At 69.2% G+C, this 22,510-nt stretch carries 24 protein-coding genes and 1 pseudogene; 12 read left to right on the top strand and 13 right to left on the bottom strand.

Going from position 1 to position 22,510, the window contains the following annotated elements:
* Window positions 1-17: 17 nt before the first annotated feature.
* Window positions 18-1,481, top strand: a complete 1,464-nt coding sequence (locus tag E0W80_RS10630) for an MFS transporter (RefSeq protein WP_131492414.1) — start codon at window positions 18-20, stop codon at window positions 1,479-1,481.
* Window positions 1,482-1,505: 24 nt separating this feature from the next.
* Here E0W80_RS10630 and E0W80_RS10625 read toward each other — a convergent pair whose 3' ends face one another.
* Both E0W80_RS10625 and E0W80_RS10620 read right to left on the bottom strand, forming a co-directional pair.
* Complete coding sequence (locus tag E0W80_RS10625) at window positions 1,506-2,165, bottom strand: SDR family oxidoreductase (RefSeq protein ID WP_131492413.1); 660 nt, start codon at window positions 2,163-2,165, stop codon at window positions 1,506-1,508.
* 131 nt (window positions 2,166-2,296) lie between these two features.
* Entirely contained in the window at window positions 2,297-3,736 is a 1,440-nt protein-coding gene (locus tag E0W80_RS10620; protein WP_131492412.1) for a DUF6421 family protein, read from the bottom strand.
* 72 nt (window positions 3,737-3,808) lie between these two features.
* Here E0W80_RS10620 and E0W80_RS10615 point away from each other — a divergent pair, with 72 nt between their 5' ends.
* Complete coding sequence (locus tag E0W80_RS10615; protein ID WP_047520924.1) at window positions 3,809-4,267, top strand: Lrp/AsnC family transcriptional regulator; 459 nt, start codon at window positions 3,809-3,811, stop codon at window positions 4,265-4,267.
* A 9-nt stretch (window positions 4,268-4,276) separates the two neighbouring features.
* Here E0W80_RS10615 and E0W80_RS10610 read toward each other — a convergent pair whose 3' ends face one another.
* Window positions 4,277-5,302, bottom strand: coding sequence for a DUF5937 family protein (locus E0W80_RS10610; RefSeq protein WP_131492411.1), 1,026 nt, complete (start codon window positions 5,300-5,302; stop codon window positions 4,277-4,279).
* Between the two features lie 45 nt (window positions 5,303-5,347).
* Between E0W80_RS10610 and E0W80_RS10605 the strand changes: the two genes are divergently transcribed.
* From E0W80_RS10605 to E0W80_RS10595, 3 genes are read left to right on the top strand one after another with little or no spacing between them, the layout of a single operon-like run.
* Window positions 5,348-5,710 (top strand): cupin domain-containing protein, encoded by a 363-nt coding sequence (locus tag E0W80_RS10605; protein WP_131492410.1) that lies wholly within the window; start codon window positions 5,348-5,350, stop codon window positions 5,708-5,710.
* Between the two features lie 18 nt (window positions 5,711-5,728).
* Window positions 5,729-6,019, top strand: coding sequence for a DUF4287 domain-containing protein (locus E0W80_RS10600; protein WP_047520928.1), 291 nt, complete (start codon window positions 5,729-5,731; stop codon window positions 6,017-6,019).
* Window positions 6,020-6,070: 51 nt separating this feature from the next.
* A complete protein-coding gene (locus tag E0W80_RS10595) occupies window positions 6,071-7,045 on the top strand; it encodes a 1,4-dihydroxy-2-naphthoate polyprenyltransferase (protein ID WP_131492409.1) in 975 nt (324 codons plus the stop codon).
* Window positions 7,046-7,060: 15 nt separating this feature from the next.
* Here the strand turns inward: E0W80_RS10595 and E0W80_RS10590 are convergent, their stop codons facing one another.
* The 4 genes from E0W80_RS10590 to E0W80_RS10575 all read right to left on the bottom strand — a co-directional run bounded on the left by E0W80_RS10590 (window position 7,061) and on the right by E0W80_RS10575 (window position 10,230).
* The gene (locus E0W80_RS10590) at window positions 7,061-7,366 is read right to left on the bottom strand and encodes a DUF4229 domain-containing protein (RefSeq protein WP_047520932.1); all 306 of its coding nucleotides are present in this window, start codon (window positions 7,364-7,366) and stop codon (window positions 7,061-7,063) included.
* Window positions 7,367-7,375: 9 nt separating this feature from the next.
* Window positions 7,376-8,293 carry a hypothetical protein gene (locus E0W80_RS10585; protein WP_131492408.1) on the bottom strand — a complete coding sequence of 306 codons (918 nt, stop codon included), beginning with the start codon at window positions 8,291-8,293 and terminating at the stop codon, window positions 7,376-7,378.
* A gap of 120 nt (window positions 8,294-8,413) precedes the next feature.
* A complete protein-coding gene (locus E0W80_RS10580) occupies window positions 8,414-9,193 on the bottom strand; it encodes an ABC transporter permease (protein ID WP_131492407.1) in 780 nt (259 codons plus the stop codon).
* Window positions 9,190-10,230 (bottom strand): ATP-binding cassette domain-containing protein, encoded by a 1,041-nt coding sequence (locus E0W80_RS10575; RefSeq protein ID WP_131492406.1) that lies wholly within the window; start codon window positions 10,228-10,230, stop codon window positions 9,190-9,192. The genes E0W80_RS10580 and E0W80_RS10575 overlap by 4 nt, the downstream gene beginning before the upstream one ends.
* Before the next feature lie 63 nt (window positions 10,231-10,293).
* Between E0W80_RS10575 and E0W80_RS10570 the strand changes: the two genes are divergently transcribed.
* From E0W80_RS10570 to E0W80_RS10565, 3 genes and pseudogenes are all read left to right on the top strand, one after another.
* The gene (locus E0W80_RS10570) at window positions 10,294-11,280 is read left to right on the top strand and encodes a WYL domain-containing protein (protein WP_131492405.1); all 987 of its coding nucleotides are present in this window, start codon (window positions 10,294-10,296) and stop codon (window positions 11,278-11,280) included.
* Window positions 11,281-11,365: 85 nt separating this feature from the next.
* Window positions 11,366-11,441: pseudogene (locus E0W80_RS19165) on the top strand.
* Window positions 11,442-11,563: 122 nt separating this feature from the next.
* Complete coding sequence (locus E0W80_RS10565; RefSeq protein ID WP_047520937.1) at window positions 11,564-12,565, top strand: TIGR00341 family protein; 1,002 nt, start codon at window positions 11,564-11,566, stop codon at window positions 12,563-12,565.
* Window positions 12,566-12,598: 33 nt separating this feature from the next.
* Here the strand turns inward: E0W80_RS10565 and dacB are convergent, their stop codons facing one another.
* The 4 genes from dacB to E0W80_RS10545 form a co-directional block, all read right to left on the bottom strand.
* Complete coding sequence (gene dacB / locus E0W80_RS10560; protein WP_131492404.1) at window positions 12,599-14,179, bottom strand: D-alanyl-D-alanine carboxypeptidase/D-alanyl-D-alanine-endopeptidase; 1,581 nt, start codon at window positions 14,177-14,179, stop codon at window positions 12,599-12,601.
* A complete protein-coding gene (locus tag E0W80_RS10555; protein ID WP_131492403.1) occupies window positions 14,176-15,441 on the bottom strand; it encodes a serine hydrolase domain-containing protein in 1,266 nt (421 codons plus the stop codon). The genes dacB and E0W80_RS10555 overlap by 4 nt, the downstream gene beginning before the upstream one ends.
* 190 nt (window positions 15,442-15,631) lie before the next feature.
* The gene (locus E0W80_RS10550; RefSeq protein WP_131492402.1) at window positions 15,632-16,294 is read right to left on the bottom strand and encodes a response regulator transcription factor; all 663 of its coding nucleotides are present in this window, start codon (window positions 16,292-16,294) and stop codon (window positions 15,632-15,634) included.
* Window positions 16,282-18,030, bottom strand: a complete 1,749-nt coding sequence (locus E0W80_RS10545; RefSeq protein ID WP_165875440.1) for an ATP-binding protein — start codon at window positions 18,028-18,030, stop codon at window positions 16,282-16,284. The genes E0W80_RS10550 and E0W80_RS10545 overlap by 13 nt, the downstream gene beginning before the upstream one ends.
* 145 nt (window positions 18,031-18,175) lie before the next feature.
* Here E0W80_RS10545 and arfB point away from each other — a divergent pair, with 145 nt between their 5' ends.
* Window positions 18,176-18,592, top strand: coding sequence for an alternative ribosome rescue aminoacyl-tRNA hydrolase ArfB (gene arfB, locus E0W80_RS10540; RefSeq protein ID WP_131492400.1), 417 nt, complete (start codon window positions 18,176-18,178; stop codon window positions 18,590-18,592).
* A gap of 97 nt (window positions 18,593-18,689) precedes the next feature.
* Here arfB and E0W80_RS10535 read toward each other — a convergent pair whose 3' ends face one another.
* Window positions 18,690-19,166: a hypothetical protein gene (locus E0W80_RS10535; RefSeq protein ID WP_165875439.1), complete on the bottom strand. Its 477-nt coding sequence runs from the start codon at window positions 19,164-19,166 to the stop codon at window positions 18,690-18,692.
* A gap of 178 nt (window positions 19,167-19,344) precedes the next feature.
* Here E0W80_RS10535 and E0W80_RS10530 point away from each other — a divergent pair, with 178 nt between their 5' ends.
* The 3 genes from E0W80_RS10530 (at window position 19,345) to E0W80_RS10520 (ending at window position 21,673) form a co-directional block, all read left to right on the top strand.
* A complete protein-coding gene (locus tag E0W80_RS10530; protein WP_131492399.1) occupies window positions 19,345-19,998 on the top strand; it encodes a DUF998 domain-containing protein in 654 nt (217 codons plus the stop codon).
* Window positions 19,999-20,060: 62 nt separating this feature from the next.
* Window positions 20,061-20,429 carry a YciI family protein gene (locus E0W80_RS10525; protein ID WP_131492398.1) on the top strand — a complete coding sequence of 123 codons (369 nt, stop codon included), beginning with the start codon at window positions 20,061-20,063 and terminating at the stop codon, window positions 20,427-20,429.
* Window positions 20,426-21,673 carry a DUF6596 domain-containing protein gene (locus E0W80_RS10520; protein ID WP_131492397.1) on the top strand — a complete coding sequence of 416 codons (1,248 nt, stop codon included), beginning with the start codon at window positions 20,426-20,428 and terminating at the stop codon, window positions 21,671-21,673. Before E0W80_RS10525 ends, E0W80_RS10520 begins: the two co-directional genes overlap by 4 nt.
* Before the next feature lie 15 nt (window positions 21,674-21,688).
* On the opposite strand, the gene E0W80_RS10515 is transcribed toward E0W80_RS10520, so the two are convergent.
* Window positions 21,689-22,507 (bottom strand): nucleotidyltransferase domain-containing protein, encoded by an 819-nt coding sequence (locus tag E0W80_RS10515; protein WP_227991786.1) that lies wholly within the window; start codon window positions 22,505-22,507, stop codon window positions 21,689-21,691.
* Between the last annotated feature and the right edge of the window lie 3 nt (window positions 22,508-22,510).

Genomic DNA, 22,510 nt, shown 5'->3' with positions numbered 1-22,510 from the left:
GCCCTACCCTCTAACCCATGGAGCGCACCGCAGCCAAGAGGGCTTTCGGCAACGTCCTCGTCAACACGCTCATTGCGAACGTGACGACGAGCTTCCTCTGGTTCGCGCTCACGTTCTGGGTCTACATCGAGACGCAGTCCGTGCTGGCCACGGGCATCATCGGTGGTGCGTACATGCTCTTCATCGCGTTCTTCGCGATGGCGTTCGGCACCATCGTCGACCGCAACCGCAAGCACACGGTCATGGTCATCTCGAGCGTCATCTCGGCGGCCGCCTTCCTGGTCGCCGGCGCTCTGTACCTGTGGCAGCCGGAAGCCGCGCTCCTCGATCTGGGCGGCCCGTGGTTCTGGCTGTTCTCCGGCGTGATCCTGTTCGGCGGGGTGATCGAGCAGCTGCGCAACATCGCCCTCTCGACCACCGTCACCCTGCTCATCCCCGAAGACCGCCGCGCGAACGCCAACGGCCTCGTGGGAACCGTGCAGGGCATCGCCTTCCTGGTCACCAGCGTGTTCTCGGGGCTCTCGATCGGGTTCCTCGGCATGGGCTGGACCCTCGCGATCGCGATCGCTGCGATGGCGCTCACCTTCGCGCACCTGCTCTTCATCCGCATCCCCGAGGGGACGCCGAAGCCCGACCCCGAGGCGTCGAGCGCGCTCGACTTCCGCGGCAGTGTGAAGGCGATCCGCCTCGCCCCCGGGCTGTTCGCGCTCATCATCTTCTCCACGTTCAACAACCTCATCGGCGGCGTCTACATGGCGCTGATGGATCCGTACGGGCTGACCCTGTTCGACGCGCAGACCTGGGGCTTCGCCTTGGCGTTCGCGTCGACCGGCTTCTTGATCGGTGGTGCGCTCGTGGCGAAGTTCGGCCTCGGCCCCAAGCCGATGCGCACGATGCTGCTCGTGGTCATCGCGATGGGACTGCTGGGCTCGGTGTTCATGCTGCGCGAGTGGTGGCCGCTGTACGTGGTCGGCATGTGGGTGTACATGGCACTGGTGCCGCCGGTCGAGGCCGCGGAGCAGACCGTGATCCAGAAGGTCGTCCCGTTCGAGCGACAGGGGCGGGTGTTCGGGGTCGCGGCGGCGATGGAAGCAGCGGCAGCGCCGATCACCGCGTTCCTGATCGCCCCGATCGCGGAGTTCCTGATCATCCCGTACATGAACACCGCCGAGGGGCAGCAGCAGTGGGGGTGGCTGCTCGGCGAGGGCGAGGCCCGGGGCATCGCCCTCATCTGCCTCTTCGCGGGACTGATCATGGTGGTGGCCGCGACGCTCGCCTTCTTCACCCGCTCATACCGCAAGCTCACCGAGCTCTATGCGCAGGCGCCGGAGCAGGACATCCCGACGCCCGAGGGAGACGCCGAGGGGTCGGCGCCGCACACCCCGGACGCGAGCGAGGGAGAAGAGTCGGAAGAGCACGCCGAGGTCCGGCACGTGGAGGCTCCGCCCGTCGTGCCGGGAATACCGCCGGAACCCCGCTGAGCGCGGCGGGGATCCCGTCCGGACTCACTCCAGGTCGAACACCCGGTCGTTGAGGTCGGTGGCGTCCGCGTCCCACAGGGAAAGGATCCGGGTCGCGAGAGCCTCGGGGTCGAGCGCCTTGGCACGGAACACGACGGAGGCGGTGCGCAACGGTTCCCCGGCTTCCCGCGCGGTCTTCGCGTACCCCTGAGCAACCGCCCGCGCCCAGGCCTCACTGGCGGCCTTGACGGCGGCGTAGTTCGCTCCGCCGGCGAGGGGTCGTGCGACGGCGGTCGACGACACGATGGCGAATCGTCCGGCCTCGGAGGCGCGTAGCGCGGCGTCGAAGGCCCGGCTCGTGGCGCGCACGGATTCGAGGGCGGGCAGCAATGCGGCGAAGTCCTCGTCCGGCTGCCCGGCGAGGCCGCCGCCGCCGCGCCAGCCGCCCACCAGCGGGATCACCGCGTCGACGGCTCCCGACCGCGAGGCGAGTGCGGTCATCTCCGCGAGGGAGGTCGCATCGGCGACCACGACCTCGGCGCCGGCATCGGCGAGCTCCTGCAGTCTGTCGGCGGAGCGACCGGTGGCGATGACGTGCGCACCGGCTCCGTGCAGGGCACGCGCGACCGCGAGACCCGCAGTGCTGGTGGCTCCCGCCAGCACGACCCTGCGGCCGGAGAGTCTCGAATCCGTCTGTTCAGCCATGTCTCCCACTCTTCCGCGTCGGAGGGGCTTCTGCGGCCGGAACCCGCGGAAGAATCCGCAGAACAGGTTCCGGCCGCAGCGCGGTGCGCCCCAGCGTCACACGCGGAACGCGCGCGGTGCGCGCGTGGTCATCAGTCGTCCGTGCCGCGGATGCCGACGGTCGATTCGATGACCGGCTTCATCTTCTTGTGGAGGGTCTCGAAGAACATCGACAGCGGGAACTCGTCGTCCATCACCGCGTCCGTATAGCCCTTCGGTGCGCCGGCGAGGATCTCGTCCGACAGACCGCGCGCCCACTGCGAGGCGGGGTGCGGGGTGAGCGTGCCGCGGACGAGCTCGTATGCGGCGAGCCAGTGCGCGACCTTCGGGCGGTCGATCGAGTGCCAGTACAGGTCGTCGATCGCGTCTCCCAGAGCGACCACGGCGTCGGGCACGTTGTCCCAGTCGAACGCGAGGGCGGTGTCGGTCCAGTGCAGCACACCGCGCTGGTGCAGCCAGGCGAACAGCAGCTGGCCGCCGACCGCGTCGTAGTTGCGGGTGCGGGTGCCCGTGATGGCGAACCGGAAGATGCGGTCGAAGATCACCGCGTACTGCACGAGGTGCGCGTAGTCGTGCATCTCCTGCTCGGTCGCGGTGAGTTCCTCGCCGGCGGCGATGCGGGCTGCGAGCGCGCGCTCGATCTTCACGGACTCGCGGAACGCCGTCATGTCGCAGCGCATCTCCTCCAGCGAGTAAAGGAAGAACGGCATCCGCTGCTTGATCATGAACGGGTCGAACGGCAGGTCCCCGCGCATGTGCGTGCGGTCGTGGATGATGTCCCACATAACGAAGGTCTTCTCCGCCACCTGCTGGTCGTCGAGCATCGCGGCCGCGCGCTCCGGGAGCTCGAGGTTGGTGATCTCAGCCGCGGCACGGGTGACGCGACGGTAGCGGGCCGCCTCGCGGTCCTGGAAGATCGCTCCCCACGTGAAGGTCGGGATCTCGCGCATCGCGACGGTCTCGGGAAACAGCACGGCCGAGTTCGTGTCGTAGCCGGGCGTGAAATCGACCAGACGCAGCGAGACGAACAGCTTGTTGCCGTAGTCGCCGGCCTCGAGAGCAGCGATGAACTCAGGCCAGATGGTCTCGACGATCAAAGCCTCGACCAGGCGGTCGCTCGAACCGTTCTGGGTGTACATCGGGAACACGACGAGGTGGCGGATGCCGTCGACTCGGTGCTGCTGCGGCTGGAAGGCCACGAGCGAGTCGAGGAAGTCAGGCACGCCGAAGTCCTCCGATGCCCAACGGTCGAAGTCGACCACCGATGCGGCGAGGTACTCGGCGTCATGCGGGAAGGCAGGGGCGAGTGCGCGGATCGCGCCGGTGATCGCACCGACGAGCTCGCGGGCTGCGGCGTGGTGCGCGGCGTCGGGGATCGAGCCGTCCTTGATCTGCATCTCGCGGATCGCGATCGCGGCGTCCTTGAGCTGCGCCCAGGCGGCGGACTGCTCGGCGATCGCTGCGTCCTCGACGACCTCGGGTTCGCCGACGATGGCCTGAACAGCGGAACTGTTGGCGGAAAGAAGGGACATCGGGACCTCCGATCAGAGATTTAGGCGGAAAGATTCCTGCATAAACGGAATCCTGACGATAATCTTACAGCTATGGATGACTCTGTCGACCGCGCGATCCTGACCGCGATCTCCCGTGACGGGCGTGCCACGCTCTCCCAGCTGTCGGATGCCGTCGGGCTCTCGGTCTCGGCGGTGCAGTCCCGCCTGCGCAGGCTGGAGACGCGCGGCGTGATCTCCGGATATCGGGCGATCCTCGACCCCGAGCAGGTGGGCACGCCGCTCTCCGCCTTCATCGAGATCACGCCGCTCGATCCGGCTCAGCCCGACAACGCGCCCGAGATGCTCGAGCACCTCGGCGCGATCGAGGCCTGCCACTCCATCGCCGGCGATGCGAGCTACATGCTGTTCGTCCGCGTCCCGACTCCGCGGGCGCTCGAGGAACTCGTGCGGGACGTGCGCCTCGCGGCGAACGTCAGCACGCGCACCACCGTGGTGCTGCAGACCTACTACGAGCACCGGCCGATTATCCCGGTGGGCTCGACCGAGTAGCCGCGCGACTCAGAGCACGGCACCCACCATCGCCTCGCCGAGCGGGGTGCGCAGGTGCTGCATCCTGGCGCCATCGCGTTCGCTGGCGATCAGGCCGGCGCCTCGGAGCACGGCGAGGTGATGCGAGGCGGTGGAGATCGCGAGGTCGGCCTCCTGGGCGACCTGGGAGGTGGTGCGCGCGGTGCCGGCCCGAAGCAGGATGCCGGCGCGGGCCGGCCCCAGCAGCGCGCCGAGGGCATCGGCGATGTCGGTCGCGTCCCGCGCCCAGCCGGCCGTGACGCCTCGGGCGGGGTAGAACAGGGTGGGTTGCGCGGGAGGCTCGGTGAGCACCATGCACCCCCACGACGACATGACCGAGGGGACCAGGACGAGACCGCTTCCCCGGCAGTCGACCTGCTCGCTGTGACGGCGGAGGGAGACGCGGACGGCACCTGCACCCCAGGTCACCTGAGGGTGCAGGTCGCCGGCCATCCCCGCGATGCCCGTGCTCGCGATCGCGCGCGTGCGGACGGCGATGTCGGCGCGCAGCAGGCGTTCGAGCTGCGGCCACACCGGGGCGAGCGCCGCGTCCCAGACGGCGGCGCAGGCGTCCGCGATGAGGCCGCGGGCGCGCTCGGGGTGATCCTGCATCTCGCGCAGCGCCTGTCGTCGAGCGCCGGTCGAACGCACCACCATCTTCCCGAAGTCGACGCGCATCGGCTCGAGCGGTGCGCCGCGCAGCTCCTCGAGCTCGACCTCGGGCGTCAGATCCCACCGTGGAGCGGTGGTCAGGAAGTCGGGCAGGTAGCCGTCATCTCCGATCACGGTGGTGAGCAGGGCGAAGTCGTCGCGCGGAAGACGATCGCGAACGGCCCGCAGCCATCCCCACTGCAGCGGATGCGCGGCCGGACGCCGCAGCACACGTACCGCGTGAGCCAATTCGTGACCGGGCGAGATGCCGAACCGCACCGCCTCGACGTCGCCGGGGGTGAGGTGGAACTCGACCCGATGATCGGGATGCTCAATGCCCTCGATCGGACCGGAGTTTCGATGCACATCGAAACTCTAGGGGGTGAGTCCTTCGCTGTCGAGACTGGGATCATGAACAGCACATCTCTTCCCGTGGCGGTCGTCGCCGGCGCCGACATCCGCATCGGCTCGGGTCGCAGCCGCCGATTCGTCGGGGTCGAACACGGCGCCGAAGTGTCGTACTTCTTCGTCGAGAATCAGCCGGGCGAGGGGCCGGGGCTGCACTGGCATCCCTATCCTGAGACCTGGGTCGTGATCGAGGGCGTCGCCTCGATCACGGTGGGCGAGGAGACGTTCGTCGCCGAGGCCGGAGACACGGTCACCGGCCCCGCTTTCACCCCGCACCGCTTCATCAATGCGGGTGACGGGGTTCTCAAGATCATCGGCATCCACGCCTCCGCCACCATCATCCAGACGTTCCTCGACGAGGACTGACACACCGTAGGAGACCCCATGTCCTTCCAGGCATACCTCGACAACATCGAGACCAAGACCGGCCTCACCCCGCGACAGTTCATCGAACGCGCCACGGAGAAGGGCTTCGACCAGACGACCAAGGCCGCGCCCATCGTCGCGTGGCTCAAAGAGGACTATCAGCTGGGACAGGGCCACGCGATGGCGCTCGTGCACGTGATCACGAAGGGTCCACAGATCAGCGACAAGCACGTGGGCAAGGGCGGCGCCCACGGGGACGCCTCCGACACCCTGTGGCTCGACGGCAAGGACAGCAATCCGAACGCCTGATCCCTCCGCACGCGCAGGCCGCGCATCGCCCCGGCCAGTAGGATTCCCTGCGTGGCAGCATCCTCCCAGCGCAAGAAGAAGGCCCCGAGTGCCCAGCGCACGCCGACCCGCAGAAGCGGCAACCCGGCGAAGCGTCCGGTCGTCGAAGCGGGGCCGGTGACGGCATCCGACTGGATCGGGGCTGCACGGCTGCGCACGTTGCCGCTCGCGATCGCGCCGGTGGTCATCGGCACGGGGGCGGCGCGCAGCACCGGTCCCGAGTTCCACTGGGTCATCGCGCTCGCCTGTCTCGCCGTCGCGGTGCTGCTGCAGATCGGCGTGAACTTCACGAACGACTACAGCGACGGCATCCGCGGGACGGACGCCCACCGCGTCGGCCCGGCCCGTCTCACCGCCTCCGGACGGGTGAAGCCCCGCACCGTGCTGATCATCGGTCTCGGCTTCTTCGCGCTCGCCGCAGCCGTCGGGCTGGCGATCGTGATCCGCACGGGGCAGTGGTGGATGCTCGCCGTCGGTGCCGCGTGCATCATCGCAGCGTGGTTCTACACCGGGGGCAAGCGTCCCTACGGCTATTACGGCCTGGGCGAGGTCTTCGTGTTCGTGTTCTTCGGGCTCGTGGCGACGCTCGGCACCACGTGGGTGCAGGTGTTCGACCTGCCGCAGCAAGCCTGGCTCGGGGCGATCGCCGCCGGCCTGTTCGCATGCGCCGTCCTGCTGGCCAACAACCTGAGAGACATCGATCAGGACCGCGAGGTCGGCAAGCGCACGCTCACCGTGCTGATCGGGCGCCGGGCCACCCAGGTGCTGTTCACGCTGTTCGTCCTGGTGCCGTTCGGCATCGCGGCCGTGCTGGCGCTGCTGTTCCCGATCGCGTGGATCTCGCTGCTGGCGTTGCTCGCAGGTCTCCCCGCCATCGCGATCGTCTGGTCGTACCGGCAGCCGAAGGAGCTGGTGACCGCGCTGGCGCTCACCTCTCTCACCGCGCTGCTCTACGCGGGCGCTCTCTTCTGGGCGTTCGTCGGCTGACCCGGCGCGCGAGAGTCAGACCCGCGGGTCGTCGTCGACGGATTCGTTCGCATCGTCGATGGCCCGGTCCTCGGCCTCCGCGTCGGCCTGACCACCGGAGGAGCGGCTCTCCCGACGCTCCTGCAAGCGGGCGGAGACGTCGGTGAGGGGCGTGCGCAGGAACAGCATCGAGATGCTCATCCCGATGAGGGCGGCGAAGATCGCCGCGAGCCACCAGAACTCGCGGAAGATCGGGAGGAAGAACCACAGGATGGCGAGCGGCACCAGGAATGCCAGCAGCCGCAGCACGGTGTAGACGAGGAAAGGGGCGGGCTTCTTCACCCCTTCAGTCTACGTTCGCTGTGCTTTGCCTCCGTCGCCGATGCCCAGGTGAGCGAAGGGGATGCCACGCACCACGCGCCGCCAGGGGTGTTCGCCCAGCGTCCACAGCAGCTCGGCGTCGAGGTCGAGTGCGAGGTCCTCGCAGCCGACCGGCAGTGCCGCGCGATCTCGGGTGAGCGCGGACTGCGGACCGCTCCACAGCACGCCGGGGTGCAACTGGTCGGACTGTGACACGAAGTAGCGGTCGCCCCACCGCACCGCCCCCTGCATGCGGGCGATGTCGGGGGCGAAGCGGTCCGTTTCGAGGAAGGCGTCCTCAGGGTCCTCGGGGATGGAGAACTCGCCGATCCGGCCGCTGCCGTCGGTGCGGTGCTCGCCGATGAGCACGCGTCGGAGGGGAGAGCCGTCGTCGTCGAACACCCGGCCGAGGAAGGAGCAGCGCAGAGCGACCGGATGCACGGCGGTGCGCACGGCCACGAGCGCGGTGGCACGGCTCCTACGGGCGCGCGCTCCGGCGAGTCGTCGGGCGTCGGCGCCGCGGACCTGGCGGATGTCGGAGAGATCGAACTCCCAGATGCCGCGTCCCGTCGCCGCGACGAACAATCGATCCCCGAACCAGGCGAGACCACCGGCGTGGATCGGCGCCGGCTCGAGCTCGCCGTCGTCCCCGGTGACCGCGAGGATGATGTCCAGGTGTCGCGCGCGTTCCCGGTCGACGAGGGTGACGCGGGAGGCGAGATGGACGCCGTCAAGGCGCTGCCGGAACCAGCTCACGGCAATCGTGGGGCGGTCGCGCCAGCTGCCGAGGTCGACGCCCTGGGGGTACCAGCGGCGGGTCCACGTGCGGGCCGAGAGCCAGCGCAGCTCGAGGGCGTCGCGCCGTCTCCACCGCACCGGGCGCCAGGTCGATCCGAAGGGCCAGAGCATGCTCCTCATCGTCCCTGATCCGAGGGCGTTGCCGAAACCCAGACGCGTCGTGCGGTTGTCGGTGTGTCGCGGGACGACATGCTGACGGGCCGACGCCGCGTCCGGGGTTTCGCACTCGCGTCAACTGCTGCGACGGATGGCGCGTACGCCGACGGCCAGTCCGACGACCGCGACCGCGAGCGCCGAGAGCCAGCCCCACATCACTGTCTCATCCCCGAGGTCGCCTGCGAAGAGTGCGCGCTCAGCCTGCACGACCCAGTTCACCGGGTTGAACGAGGCGACCACTCGCATCCATCCAGGCGCCGCGTCCAGCGGCAACAGCATCCCCGACAGGATCAGGAGCGGGAAGATCAACGATTGCTGCACCCCCCAGAAGAGCCACTCCCGGTCCTTCGTCGCCAGCGCGAGCGAGTACGACAGTGAGCCGAGGCCTACCCCGAACACGGCCAGCAAGGCCAGCCCGATGAGCAGGCCGGGGACGTCGACCGTGAATCCGAAGGGCCACGCGATCAGGACGATCACGAGTGCCTGCACGACGATGGGCGCGATCTCCTTGAGTGCACGGCCGATCAGCAGCGAGGAGCGGGCGAGCGGGGCGACCAGTGTGCGCTCGTGCGAGCCGGTCATCATCTCGTACTGCAGGTTCGATCCTGTGGACCCGGTGCCGAACAGCACGATCATCACTAGCACGCCCGGCACGAACCAGGCCAGGGTCTCGCCGGCCGGTCGCCCGGAGTCGCCGATCAACAGCGGGGCGAACAGTCCCAGGAAGATGAGCGGCTGCAAGAGGCTGAAGATCAGCGTGAACGGGTCGCGCAGAACGGGCTTGAGCTCCCGGCTCAGCACATTGCCGGTGTCGCGCGCGAGGTTCGGGCGCACGCGTGTGTCGTTGTCGGTCATGAGTGGACTCCTGTCATGTCGTTCCCCGAGAGGGAGGGTGCGGGATCGGGCGAGTCGACGGCGGCCTCGGCGCCCTCTCCGGCCTCGCGCAGGGTGCGTCCGGTGAGAGCGAGGAACACGTCGTCGAGGGTGGGTGGCACTCCGGTCGCCCGATGGACGGTGATGCCGGCGGCGTCGAGTTCTCGCACGACCACCGGGAGCAGCCTGTCGCCCGCCGGGACCGCGAGCGAGATCTCGGAGTCTTCGACCGTGACCTCAGCCGCGCTGAGACGAGCGACCACGCCCCGCGCGCTCGCCGCGTCGGCAGCATCCGCGAATCCGAACGTCAGCACGTCTCCGGCGAGCTTCGCCTTGAGGGAGGTGGCGTCGTCGTCCGCGATGATGCGGCCCTTGTCCATGACCATCACTCGTTCGGCGTAACGGTCGGCCTCCTCCAAGTAGTGCGTGGTGAGGAAGACGGTTGTGCCGTGCTGGGTGCGCAGGTCGAGGATGTGCTCCCAGAGGTTGGCCCTGCTCTGCGGGTCGAGTCCGGTGGAGGGCTCGTCGAGGAAGATCAGGGGCGGAGCGTGCATGAGCCCCAGCGCGATGTCGAGTCGACGCTTCTGCCCGCCGCTGAGTTGCTGCACGCTGCGGTTCGCGAAAGAGGTGAGATCGAGCGATTCGATGAGCTCGCTCGCCCGCCGTGCGCTGTCCCGGCGAGTCATCCCGTAGAACGCGCCCTGGCTCAGCAGCTCATCCCGAACGCGTTGTGAGAAGCTGCCGCTCGTCAGCTGCCCGACGTAGCCGATGCGCGCGCGCACCCCGGCTGCGTCCGTGCGGATGTCGTGTCCGACGATCGTCGCGCGACCGGAGGTCGGCGGGATCAGAGTGGTCAGCATCCGGAGGGTGGTCGATTTGCCTGCGCCGTTCGGGCCGAGGAAGGCGACGAGCTCGCCGCGCACGGCGGTGAAGGAGACATCGGTCACCGCGTGCACCGGTGTCTTCTTGACGGTGAAGACCTTGGTCAGGCCTTCGGTCTCGATGAGGGATTCGTTCATGAGGGGGAGCGTAGAAAGAAATGCGGACAGATCTCGTCCTCGTTGTCTGGCAATCTGTGACGCATGACCGACACGACCACCCGCGCCCTCGCTCTGCTCAATCTGCTGCAGACGCACAGACATTGGCCGGGAGCCGAGCTCGCGACACGCCTGGGCGTCACCGAGCGCACGGTGCGTCGCGACGTCGATCGTCTGCGGGAGCTCGGTTACCGGGTGGAGTCGACGCCCGGGGCTGCGGGTGGTTATCGATTGGAGGCCGGGAGCGCCGTGCCGCCACTGCTGCTCAACGACGATGAGGCGGTGACCATGGCCATCGGGCTGCGGGTGGCTGCCACTCAGCAGCTGGTCGGGGGGCCGGATGTCACGCTCACGGCGCTCGCGAAGCTCGAACAGGTGCTGCCTTCGGCATTGCGACAGCGGGTCAACGCGCTCGCCGCGTCGGTGCAGGCGCCCCGTATCGGCGATGCTCCGGTGGTCTCGCCGGAGGTGCTCGGAGAGATCGCCCTCGCCACGCGCGACACAGAACGGTTGCGGCTGCGCTACGTGGACGGGGAAGGGCAGGAGAGCGTCCGCCGGGTCGAGCCACATGCTCTCGCACCGGCCGGCCGCAAGTGGTTCCTGCTGTGTTGGGATCTCGATCGTGACGATTGGCGCACTTTCCGAGTGGACCGCATCGTGTCGGTCGAGCACACCCGCGTGCTGTTCAGCCGGCACGAGATCACCGAACAGGAGATCGAAGAGCGCGTGCTCGTGGCGGCGTCCTGGTCGCCGCAGAACGTCACGGCAGCGGCCGTGATGGAGCTGCCGCTCGCCGAGGTGCAGGAGCGTTTCGGGCCGTGGTGGGAGGGGGCGACGCCCGTGGGCGACGACCGCACGCACTGGCCGGTCGGCGGCTCCGATTGGCGGGAGGCCATGTATGGACTGCTCTGGATCCCCGAGGGGGTCGAGTACACGGTGGCGCTGTCCGAGCCGCATCGCAGCGAGCTGCGCGAGGCCGTCGGACGGCTGCTGCGCGCCCTCGACGCCGCTGCGCCGGATGAACTCGAGTGACGGGCCGGTCATCCGAAGACTCGGAGCGTCATCCCAGGAAACGGTTCTAGCGAGGAAGATCACGGCCGGGTAACGTCGTTCGCATCGCGGCGATCCGGGTGGTCCCGGGCCTCAGCTCATACCTGACGGCGTTGCGGGTTCGACTCCCGCCGTCGCGTCCACTTCTTCCTGACGGTCCGCCACTCCTCCTCCCGTGCGGGCGAGGGGATCTTGCGCGCAGGGGTCCGCGTGCCTAGCTTTCGGTCATGACGAGAACACGAGGCGCGGAGACGGGGTCCGCGGCATGTCGAGACTGACGCAGACTCTGATCCCGCCGTCGCAGCGGCTGTCAGCCGAGGCCCTGGACGATGCGCTGAACCTGGGCGCCGGAGACGCCCTCAGCAAGCGGACGGGATTCCTCATCATGCTCACGCTCTCCGGCGTGATCGCGATCGCGGGAGTGCTGACCGACTCGACGGCGACCGTGATCGGGGCGATGATCATCGCCCCGCTGGGCACACCGATCCTCGGCATCGCCTGGGGGATCGTCACCGGCCATCCGCGGAGGGTCCTCTCGTCAATCCTGTGGGTCCTCAGCGGGGTCGTCATCGTCATCGCGCTCGGATTGGTGTTCGCGGTCTTCGTCGCGACCCCGGAGAGCCTGTCCACCAACTCGCAGGTGATCGGACGCACCTCGCCGAGCCTGATGGATCTGATGGCCGCGCTGGCGACCGGGTTCGCCGGCGGATTCGCGATGTGCCGCAAGGACCTGAGCGCGGTGATGCCGGGCGTCGCGATCGCGATCTCCCTCGTGCCGCCGCTCGGCGTGGTCGGCGTGTGCGCGGGGCAGGGGCAGTGGCCCGAGGCGCTCGGTGCTCTCGTCCTCTTCCTCTCGAACGTGTTCGCGCTGGTGATCGCGGGCAGCATCGTGTTCACGGTGGCAGGGTACGCGCGGGACCCCGGGTCATCGCCCACCGCCGATCGGCGCCGGGCCTATGCGATCGTCGTGACGCTGGCCCTGATCATCGCTCTCCCGCTGGCGGCGAACTCGATCGCCTCGATCGCGGTCGCCCGCTGGTCGGTCAGCATCCGGAATGTGACGGCCGACTGGCTCGGAGACGAGAGCGGCGGGCACATCCACGGGCCGGTGCAGTGGAGCGGGCTGACGGCCACGGTCTCCCTCACCACCCCGGACGGCTCGACTCCGCCGCTGGACGACCTTCAGGAGGAGATCGCCAAGACCGTGCCCTCGTACATCGGGGTCGTCGTCGACGCGGGTCAGGGGACCGAGCTCGTCGTGCAGTGAGCACCCCCATCCGTCGGGAACGACCGCGCGACGTCAGAAGGCCTGCTGGATGATCGCGGTCACGGCGCCGACGTCGTCATTCGCGTCGAGGATGCCGTCCAGGTCGTCGAAGAACCCCTGGGTGACGATGATCGTGAAAGCGAGGTCGCGTCCGGACGCCGTTTCCATGACGCCGCCGAGTGTCTTGGTGGCGAGTCGGAAGCGCTGGTTGAAGGCGTCCCAGTTGAGGAGGGTGCCGGTCTTCGCGAACACCTTGCCGGCGGCCGGACCGTCGGCCTCGACCATCGCGAGCGAGCCGTCGACGCCGAGCACCGGCAGCGTGGCCTTCCAGCGCTCGGCGTCGGGGCGCTGGGCCATCAACGTCTGGATCTGCAGGGCATTCGCCGGTGTCACGTAGTTCCCCTCGAGACCCGAGCCGTCGATGAGCGCTGCTCCGGTGACGTCGAGCCCGGCGTCCTTCCAGATCTCGCCGGCGATCGGCATGCCCGCGTCGCATTCCGAGTCGCCGCGCTCCACCGCGAGACGGCAGATGAGCGTCTGCGCACCGCGGTTGTAGCTGATCTTCATGACATACGTGACCTCCTCCGCGAGGGGGAGCGACTCCAGCTCCGCGACCGTCGGCATGGTGTCGACCTCCGCGCGCTCGGCGAGTCCCGTCCCGGGGTTCGTGGCGAGCGGATCGGCGGCCACCGCGACGTCGGCGCGCCCGAGGGCTTCGATGAACGCCGTGCGTGCGAAGGTGGCGGGGTCGTCGAACGCATAGACCTTGAGCTGCGGCTCGCTGTCGGCCGCGATGGTGCCCGACAGGACGACTTCGCCGTCGTGCGAGGACTCGTCGATGGTGATGTCGGTCGTGCCCCCGGCCTCCACGGTCTTGACGGTCGAGGTGACGGTCCACGGTGAGACGGCGGGGGTCAACGTCGTGCCGGCCGGCTCTCCGGGCTCCGTCGGCTGCACCATCACGTCGACCAGATTCTGGTTGATGATGGTCGGGGTCACCGCTTGCCCGCCGAGCGTGCCCGTGAAGAGACGGTCGTCCACCACCACGTCACCGACGACCGAATCGATGCCCGACGCCTTCACCTGCGCGGCGAGATCGTTCAGCCCGGCGAGGGGATCCTGGGGCGTGAGCGTCGAGCCGGGGAGGAAGTTCGCGTCGTTGTGGTCGAGGTTCGTGAAGTCCACGCCTCCGTCGTCCTTCGTGCGTCCACCCATCGTGAGGTCGCCCATCCCCACGAGCACGAGATCGCCGGCGAGGACACCAGCCGTGACCTCGCCGGTGCGCTTGACCGGTGTCGTGATGGTGTGGTCAGGACCCCACTCGAGCCATGCGGCTCCGGCGCTGTAGGTCTTGGCGAAGGAGCCGGGCTCCACCATCCGGTCCGCGCCGAGATCGATGAGCACCTCTCCGGTCTCGAGGTCGTGCACGGCGATCGACCAGGTGGCGTGCTCGTACCGGTCCTGGTTCATCACGTCCAGCGCGGCGTCCGGAAGGCCGTCGACGGCCCAGGGGTCGGTGGGGGCCTCCGTGGTGCACGCGGTCGTGCCGGCGAGGACGAGTGCCGACACCGCCGCGACCGTGGCGCCGCGCCGGAGGAAGACCGCCGCGTTCATTCGGCGTTCCGATCGGCGAGGAGATCGGCGATCCGGCGGAACGTCTGATCCGCAGGATGCGCCTTCGGAACCACGTTCGATTCGTTCATGAACACGGCGACGTTCGTGCCCGTCTCGGGGTCGTGGAACACCGCAGCGGTGAAGCCCAAACCCTCGCCGTTGTGCCCCCACCAGCCCTTCGTCTCACCGATGCCCAGAGCGTATCGATCGTAGGGAGGTCCCTGGTCGAGGGGTGCCCCGTCTTGGCGTTCGGCTTGTGTGGAGGGCTCGAGGAGGAGGCCGGAGCCCAGCGCTTCCGCCCAGACACGGGCGTCGTCGAGCGTGGACACCATCGACCCGGCCGGTCCGTAGATCGACAGGTTGTCGTTCTGCACGACCTGCTCGCCGTCCAGCATCACGTAGCCGAGCGGATGCTCGGTCCACGTCGTGGCATCCAGGGTGTACCGCGTGCCGTTCTGTCCGAGCGGCTCCAGGATCCGCTCGTCGAGTGCCGCCTCGAACGGTTGTCCTGCGACCTGCTCGACGACCGCACCGAGGAGGTTGGTGTTCGCATTCGTGTAGATCCGCTGCGTGCCCGGTGCGAACTGCGCAGGCTGGTCGACGAGGAATCCGTTGAGCTGGTCGAGGGTGAAGATCGTCGACTCGTCGGCGCTGTAGGCCGCGCCGAAGCCCTCGGTCGTGGTGTAATCCGCGTTGCCGCTCGACATGTCGGCGAGCTGGCGGATCGTGATGCTGTCACCGTTCGTGATGCCGTCGACGTACTGGTCGATCGTGTCGTCGAGGCTGATCTCTCCCGCGTCGACGAGCTGGAGGATCAGGGTCACGGTGTACGTCTTGGTGACGCTTCGCAGGGGCCAGGTCATGTCGAGCGATACCGGCACCTCGCCCTCGATGTCGGCGAGGCCGAAGGCCGAGGTCCACGAGCCCTCGCCCGGAATCCATACGCCGACGGCGGCGCCGGGCACCGCGTACTCGGCCATCGCTTGGTCGACGATCTGCTGCAGCGCGGTCTGCGTCTCGTCGGGCAGCGTACCCTCGGGCGCCGCGGGGCGGAGCGTGCCGGAGGTCTCGGAACCGCCGCTGGTGCTCGCTGCCGGTGTCGGTGCCCCGCTGCACCCCGCCAGCAGCACGGCGAAGATCGCGACTGTGGCGAGACCGGTGACGGCCCGCGCGCGGGCACCGTCAGCGTCGGTCCGGGGAGCCCGCGTGCGTGCGCGCGTGCGCGCAGACGTGAGCAGCGGGCGTCGGGTGCGGTGCGTCATGGGTCTCCCAGCGTGAGATTCGGCGGGCGATGGCCCACCCCAGCCACTGTGGTGCACAGCGGCGCCCGCAGCAATGGACCCCGGTCGCCTCTTCGGAATGGCGACTCAGGTCTATGGCCGCCGGGGAACGCGCCGGTGAGGCTGGGGCCTGGCAGGGAGGGGACCGTTCGGTCCGCCCGCGCTCAGTGTCTCAGGTCGCGGGCGGGGGCGCCGCCTGGAGATGGCGGAGGACGGCGAGCACGCGACGATGATCGTCCGCGTCGACGGGGAGGCCGAGCGCGTCGTAGATTCTGGAGGTGTGCTGCACGACGGCCTTCTCGCTCAACACGAGTTGTGCGGCGATGGCCGCGTTGCTGCGTCCCTGCGCCATCAACTCGAGCACTTCGACCTGACGCGGCGTGAGACGCGCGACGGCCGATGCGCCGCGGCTCGCGCGTGCCACCAGCACCGAGACGACCTCGGGATCGAGGGCGGTGCCACCGGCGGCGACACGACGGAGATCGGCCGTGAACGTGTGGACATCGGCGATCCGTTGTTTGAGCAGGTACCCGAAACCGCCGCCGCCCTCGAGGAGCTCGGTGGCGTACCGGCGTTGCACGTGCTGGGAGACCACGACCACGCCGAGGTTCGGACGGGCGCGACGTATCCGTACGGCGGCGAGCAGTCCCTCGTCGGTGTGCGTCGGCGGCATCCGGATGTCGGTGAGGACGAGGTCGGGGCGGTGTCGTTCCACCTCCTGTTCGAGGTGGAACGCGTCGCCGACGGTGGCGAGCACATCGAACCCGTCGTTCGAGAGGATGTGGGCGATGCCGGTGCGCAGCAGCACTTCGTCCTCGCCGATCACGACGCGCATGGCAGCTCCACGCGGACGCGGGTGCCGCGCAACGGCTCCGAGCGGATCGAGATCGTGCCGCTGAGCGCGTCCACCCGGTCGGCGAGGCCGCGCAGGCCCGCTCCTGCGCCGATCCGCGCGCCGCCGACCCCGTCATCCTCCACGTCGAGCGAGATCCGCCCGTCGCGCTGTGTCAGGGCGATGCGGACCCGGGAGGCTCCGGCGTGCTTGACGGTGTTGGCCAAGGCCTCCGCGATGATGAAGTACGCGGTGTGGGCGGTGGACGTCGAGATCATCGTCTCGTCGACGTCCGCCTCGAGCGTCGTCGGCACCGACAACCGGTCCATCAGGTCTTCGGTGGCGGCGAGGAGACCCCGCTCGAGCAGGGCGGCCGGAAGCACGTCGTGGACGAGGCGACGCAGGTCGGCGGCGGCGAGGTCGATCCCCCGACGCAGCTTCTCGATGTCACCGGTCACGGCGGATCCGCCTGCTGTGTTCGCGATGGTCTGTGCTTCGATGGCGAGGAGGACGAGCTGCATCTGCAACCCGTCGTGCAGATCGCGCGCGATGCGCGAGCGTTCACGGTCGGCTGCTTCGACGAGGCGGACCCGCGACCGGCTGAGAGCTTCGTTGCTGACGAGGAGCTGCGTGGTCAGGCGTTCGCGATCGAGGGCGATGGCGAGGACCTCGGCGGCGCGACGCACGGGTCCTGGCTCGGCGATCATCCGGGCGTCGTAGTCGACCGCCCCGACGACGTCGTCATCCACTCTCACCTGAAGCCATGCGCGGTCGCGGTCGGAGAGCAGCTGGTCACGGCGCACCTGCTCACCGCGTTCGTCGACATACTGTCCTTTCGCGGCATCCCAGTAGGAGACCCGCAGGGTGTCATCCCCGACCGTCGTCGCCAGCGCCTGCGCGACGGCCGGACGGCTCGCTCCTCGGATCGCAAGCCATTCGCTCAGTGCTTCGAGGGGAGCCGTGCGGGAGAAACCGCCGCGGAGGACCCCGAAGAGGAACGCGATCGGCAGCCCCGCGAGAAGCACGCACTGCAAGGAGATGACGATGTCGAAGTCGAGTCCCATCGGCAACAGGACGTTCGGGATGAGCGGCAGGCAGATCACCGCGAGAAGTCCGTACGTGTAGAGAGGGAGCAGGCGTCGCCGATGCGCCGCATCCGCGGACCGCAAGCGCTGGGCGAGCACCACCGCGGTCATGGCCATGGCCGTGACGCCGAGCACGCTCTGCACGAATGACAGCGGTTCGAACGCCGGGGTGCCGGTCGTGAGCGCACGTGCCGTGTCGAAGACGATGCAGGTCACGTAGCCGAGCACGACCGCGGTCGCCGAGAGTCGGCCACGGACGCGCCCGGAAGGGAACGCGAGCAGCAGATGGATCGCCACGCCGAGCGGTGTCGTCGCGAAGATCGCGTTGAGCCAGTTCATCGAGGGAGGGCCGAGAACGCCGGTGCTCATGAGGAAGATCGAAAGGGAACCGACCAGGAGCAGACCACCGATGCCGTTGGTCGGCCGCCGCCACCACGCGCAGATCCCCGCGCCCGCCCAGATCCACGCGAGTGCGACGAAAGCCAGCACGGCGAACGGCTCGCCACTCTGCTCGGAGCCGACGGCGATCACGATGATTCCGAGCAGGGCCGTGAAGACGGCGACGACCATCAGGGCGAGTTCGAGCGACCCCGTGCGGCCGCCCTGCAGGCGTCGCGGTGTGGGGCTGGTGAGGGGCGAGACGGGGGCAGACACGAAGGGTCTCTCGGTGAGCAGGACGGGTCGGTGTGCTTCCACACTGGCGGACGGGGGTGCCGCAGAGCAACCGGACAGCGGTCGTCGTCGAGTGCGGCCTCGCAAGGGCCGATGATGGAGGTATGCCTTCTGCCCATCGCCCGGTCTGCGGGTCTCGTCGGGCCTCACCATCCCCGAGTCCGAGCTGTCGTGGCGCTTCTCGCGGTCGTCGGGACCCGGCGGGCAGGGTGTCAACACCGCGGATTCGCGGGCGGAGCTCGTCTGGGATGCGGCGAACTCGGCGGTGCTCTCCCCGCATCAGCGGAATCGGCTGCTCGACCGGCTCAGCGGGCGTCTGGTCGACGGGGTGCTCACGATCGCGGCATCCGAGCACCGTGCACAGCTGCGCAATCGAGACGCCGCGCGGGATCGGCTCGTCGCGCTGGTGGCCGAGGCGCTGCGCCCGCCGGCTCCTCCGCGTCGCCCGACCGCACCCACTCGCGGTTCGAAGGAGCGTCGGCTGAAGGCGAAGCAGCGCCGCACCGAGACCAAGAACCTGCGTCGACCCCCTCGCGACTCCTGAGCGCGGAGCGACCTGCGCGGTTCCTTTCCGCGCTCCCGTCGCACTTTGCCCGCAAACGGCCCGATAGCCATCGAAAGTGCGACGGGAACGCCTGCGCTCACTTCCTGGTCATCGTCGAGGGGTAGCCGCCACCACCGGGATAGACCCACTCGCCGGCCATGACCCGGTCGTCCGCCGTGAACGTCCCGCGGAAGTACGCCGGGCTCCCCTTGACCCCGCCCCAGATCGTGAGCGTGTCGCCCTCGAGCTCGTACACATAGTCGAGGGTGTTGCCGAGCGAGTCGTAGAAGCGGGAGACGACGTCCTCGCCGACGGGTTCGCCGAACGGGTGCAGGTTGCCGATCACCTCGAATCCGGTGATCCGCTGGCCGAACTGCTCGAGGTCGACGTGCTGGAGGAGGAAGTACCCACCGGGCATCCACTCGTAGCGCACGGTGCCGGGGGCCCCGCCCTCGACCACCCACTCGCCGACGAGCCGGTCGAGGGCGCGCAGCCGGGGATCGGGCTGGGGTTGCTCGCCCATGACCTCATCGTCGCCGAGCTGTGTGCTGTCGGTCTGCGTCTGGTCCGTCATGATTCTCTCCTGTTCGAAATCGGCCCGGCGGATGCCGCGCTCACAGACACGACGGAGCCGACTTCGGAATCTCGACACGGCGGTGGGCGAGAAGTCCTCGGCGAGGATGTCGAGATCTGCGGGTCGGCACCGTGGTGTCTTCAGATGCGCCGCCCGGGGCATCGGAGAGGAAACCACCATGACCACCCATTCCGCGCCCGCTCCGGAGCAGGTCCGCCCGCCGCGAAAGGCGTCGACGCGACGGCTGCTGCTGTTCGCTGCTGTCGCCGGTCCTGTGTTCTATGCGTCGTCGATCATCCAGGGGATCGCCAGGGAGGGCTTCGACATCCGCATCCATCCCCTGAGCCAACTCGCGACGGGCTCCGTCGGCTGGGTGCAGATGCTCACCTTCGCCGTCGCCGGCCTCGGCGGGATCGCGCTCGCCATCGCCTACCGGCGGGTGCGGACCGAGGGCATCGGACGACGCCTGGTACCGATCTTCGTCGGGATCTTCGGCGCGGCGTTCCTCCTCGCCGGGCTCTTCCCGATGGATCCGCAGAACGGATTCCCGGTCGGCGCCCCGGAGGGCGTCGTCGCGATGTCGTGGCATTCGATCGTGCACACCTCCGCCGCAGCGCTGTCGTTCCTCGCGCTCGCGGGTGCCGCCATCACACTCCTGATCCGCGAGATCCGCGCGCGTCATGGGGCAGCGGCGGTCGGTCACGGGGTGGTCGCCGTCGTGCTCCTGCTGCCGATGTCGCCCACCGAGTCCAGCATCCAGATCGCGATCACCGGTGCTGTGGCCTTCGGATGGGTGAGTGTGATGGCGCTTCGGGTGCGGCGGTCGGCATGACCCGTACGGTGGGAGAGACGTATCGGACATCATCGGATGACATGAGACCCCGGAGGAGAACAGTGAAGTTCCTGCTGCTGAGCTATACACCCGCCGACGCCTGGGACGCCGAGACGGCGGATACCCCGAGCCAGGAGGCGCTGGATGCCTTCGCGGCCTATCAGCGTTTCGAGGAGTCGCTGCGCGCTTCGGGCGAGTTCGTCCTCAGCGAGGGGCTGGGGCATCCCGCCGTGACCACCACCGTGCGTCCGACCGGATCGGGTGCGGTCGCGACCGACGGTCCGTTCGCCGAGCTGAAGGAGGTGCTCGCGAGCTTCGCCGTGATCGAGTGCACGGGCATCGAGCGGGCGCGGGAGATCGTCGCGGAGATGGTGTCGGTCCTCGGGGAGCCGATGGAGATCCGCCCGATCATGGGTGACGACTTCGCGTGACGTCACCGACCGTCCGTCGGCGGATCGAGGAGATCCTTCGACAGGAGGCGCCGCAGGTCCTCGGTGCCCTGGTCCGTCGGTTCGGACGTTTCGATCTGGCGGAGGATGCGACGCAGGAGGCGCTGCTGGCAGCGCACGGGACGTGGCAGGCCGAGGCCATCCCCGCGGAACCGCGGGGTTGGCTGATCCGGGTGGGCTACCGCAAGCTGATCGATCTCCTGCGCGCGGAGGACGCGGATCGGCGTCGCGAGTACGAGTGGCTGGCGTCCGATCCCCGTCGCCGTGACGTCGCCGGAGCGTTCGTCACGCCCGTCGCGCGAGACGACAGCCTCGAGCTGCTGGTGCTGTGCTGCCATCCCGCGCTGACCGGGTCGTCGCAGATCGCGCTCACCCTGCGCGCGGTCGGCGGCTTGACGACCGCAGAGATCGCACACGCCTACGGAGTACCGGAAGCGACCATGGCCACCCGGATCAGCCGGGCGAAGCAGACACTGCGCAGGGCGGGTGCGCGCTTCGAGCTCGCCGGTGTCGATGACCTCGATGCCCGTCTCACCGCGGTCGAGCGCGTCCTCTATCTCATCTTCAACGAGGGGTACACGGCGACGGCGGGCCCCTCGCTCGTCCGCGTCGATCTGACGAGCGAGGCGATCCGTCTCGCTCGCATGCTCGTGGCCGCACGCGACGACGATCCGGAGGCGCAGGGGCTCCTCGCCTTCATGCTCCTGACCGAGGCGCGAAGGGAGGCCCGCGAGATCGACGACGTCCTGGTCGTGCTCGACGATCAGGATCGGGCGTCCTGGGATCGCACGCTCATCGAGGAGGGGTCGCGGCTGATCGAGGCCGTGTGGGAGCGGGGCCAGGTCGGTCCGTTCCAGCTCCAAGCGGCGATCAGTGCGGTGCACGTGAACGCCGCGACCGCGGCCGACACGGACTGGCCGCAGATCGCCGCGCTCTACCTCTGGCTCGAACGGCTCGAACCGACCGGCGTCGTCCGGCTCAGTCGTGTGGTCGCCGTCTCCCGTGCCTTCGGCGCGCGGCGGGGGCTGGCCCTGCTCGACGAGCTCGACCGGAAGCACGCGCTGTCCTCCGATCCGCTGACGGCCAGCAGGGCGCGGATCGTGCGTGCGCACCTGCTCGATGAGGTCGGCGAGCATGCGGCGGCGCGGGCCGGCTTCGCGGAGGCCGCCGCGAGTTCCGCCAATGAGGTCGAGAAGCGCTACCTCGAGGAGCGCGCCCGGGGGTGACCGCCCCTCTGCCGGTCAGCCGGCTGCAGAGCCGCCGGGGCGCGGGAGCTCCCGCAACCGGCCGACCGCCGCGAGCAACTCCTCGGCGGAGGAGCCCAGATTCCCGAGAGCGGCAGCTGCGGCCGCGCTGAACCCGCCGGTGTCGATCGGAAGGCGGGCCACGTTCGGGACGAGACCCTTCTCGTTCGTGACCCAGGTGCCGGCGGCAGCATGCCACCCGTGCGCGGTGAGCATGGTCGTCGTGGTGCCGCACAGCGACACGTAGGCGACATCGCCGGCCTTCGCGCCCTTCACCGCGGCATTCAGCAGGAAATCGACCTGCCAGAGGTTCGCGAGGAGCGCCTCCCGCAGCGCGTCGGGGTACGGGGTCACCCCGCGCGCGAGAGTGACCAGCAGCCCGTCCGGATCACGCAGCGGCACACTCGTCGCGACCTCACCCGCGTAGGCGACGTCGAGGAAGCCGAGCGGGTGCCCGGGCTGGGGATGGAAGGCGAACTGGCCCCGGACGGCGCGGGCGCACTGCTCCGTCACCCGCTCCACGTCTCGGAGGATGAGGTCCACGGGCACGCCGTCCACGATCAGCCAGGCACCGCCGTCGACCCAGGGGCCCCATCCGCCGCGCTCGGCGACCTCGACGTGTTCGCCCGTCCAGCTGCTCGCGACGCGGGCGATACCGGCGCGGTCGACGTCCGCATCCACGTACAGTCCCAGGTCGATGTCGGAGTCCGGGCGATGGGTCCCGCGGGCGCGGCTCCCGCCCAGCGCGACCGCGCGCACGCCGGGGACGCGGCCCAGGTCGTCGGCCATGGAGCGGAGGCGGCCTTCATCGAGCACGGG

The sequence above is a fragment of the Microbacterium sp. PI-1 genome, from assembly GCF_004337555.1.
Classification (GTDB): Bacteria; Actinomycetota; Actinomycetes; order Actinomycetales; family Microbacteriaceae; genus Microbacterium; species Microbacterium aurugineum.
Note: the sequence above shows the minus strand (reverse complement) of the source record. Positions and strands in the feature narration are given on the sequence as shown.

What these genes read in the sequence shown, in the direction of transcription:
- E0W80_RS10620 (WP_131492412.1), bottom strand. Translation starts at nt 3,736, where the DNA reads ATGTCCCTTCTTTCCGCCAACAGTTCCGCTGTTCAGGCCATCGTCGGC.
- E0W80_RS10615 (WP_047520924.1), top strand. Translation starts at nt 3,809, where the DNA reads ATGGATGACTCTGTCGACCGCGCGATCCTGACCGCGATCTCCCGTGAC.
- E0W80_RS10630 (WP_131492414.1), top strand. Translation starts at nt 18, where the DNA reads ATGGAGCGCACCGCAGCCAAGAGGGCTTTCGGCAACGTCCTCGTCAAC.
- E0W80_RS10605 (WP_131492410.1), top strand. Translation starts at nt 5,348, where the DNA reads ATGAACAGCACATCTCTTCCCGTGGCGGTCGTCGCCGGCGCCGACATC.
- E0W80_RS10555 (WP_131492403.1), bottom strand. Translation starts at nt 15,441, where the DNA reads ATGACGCACCGCACCCGACGCCCGCTGCTCACGTCTGCGCGCACGCGC.
- E0W80_RS10575 (WP_131492406.1), bottom strand. Translation starts at nt 10,230, where the DNA reads ATGAACGAATCCCTCATCGAGACCGAAGGCCTGACCAAGGTCTTCACC.
- E0W80_RS10530 (WP_131492399.1), top strand. Translation starts at nt 19,345, where the DNA reads ATGACCACCCATTCCGCGCCCGCTCCGGAGCAGGTCCGCCCGCCGCGA.
- E0W80_RS10625 (WP_131492413.1), bottom strand. Translation starts at nt 2,165, where the DNA reads ATGGCTGAACAGACGGATTCGAGACTCTCCGGCCGCAGGGTCGTGCTG.
- E0W80_RS10585 (WP_131492408.1), bottom strand. Translation starts at nt 8,293, where the DNA reads ATGCTCTGGCCCTTCGGATCGACCTGGCGCCCGGTGCGGTGGAGACGG.
- E0W80_RS10570 (WP_131492405.1), top strand. Translation starts at nt 10,294, where the DNA reads ATGACCGACACGACCACCCGCGCCCTCGCTCTGCTCAATCTGCTGCAG.
- E0W80_RS10550 (WP_131492402.1), bottom strand. Translation starts at nt 16,294, where the DNA reads ATGCGCGTCGTGATCGGCGAGGACGAAGTGCTGCTGCGCACCGGCATC.
- E0W80_RS10565 (WP_047520937.1), top strand. Translation starts at nt 11,564, where the DNA reads ATGTCGAGACTGACGCAGACTCTGATCCCGCCGTCGCAGCGGCTGTCA.
- E0W80_RS10600 (WP_047520928.1), top strand. Translation starts at nt 5,729, where the DNA reads ATGTCCTTCCAGGCATACCTCGACAACATCGAGACCAAGACCGGCCTC.
- E0W80_RS10580 (WP_131492407.1), bottom strand. Translation starts at nt 9,193, where the DNA reads ATGACCGACAACGACACACGCGTGCGCCCGAACCTCGCGCGCGACACC.
- dacB (WP_131492404.1), bottom strand. Translation starts at nt 14,179, where the DNA reads ATGAACGCGGCGGTCTTCCTCCGGCGCGGCGCCACGGTCGCGGCGGTG.
- E0W80_RS10535 (WP_165875439.1), bottom strand. Translation starts at nt 19,166, where the DNA reads ATGACGGACCAGACGCAGACCGACAGCACACAGCTCGGCGACGATGAG.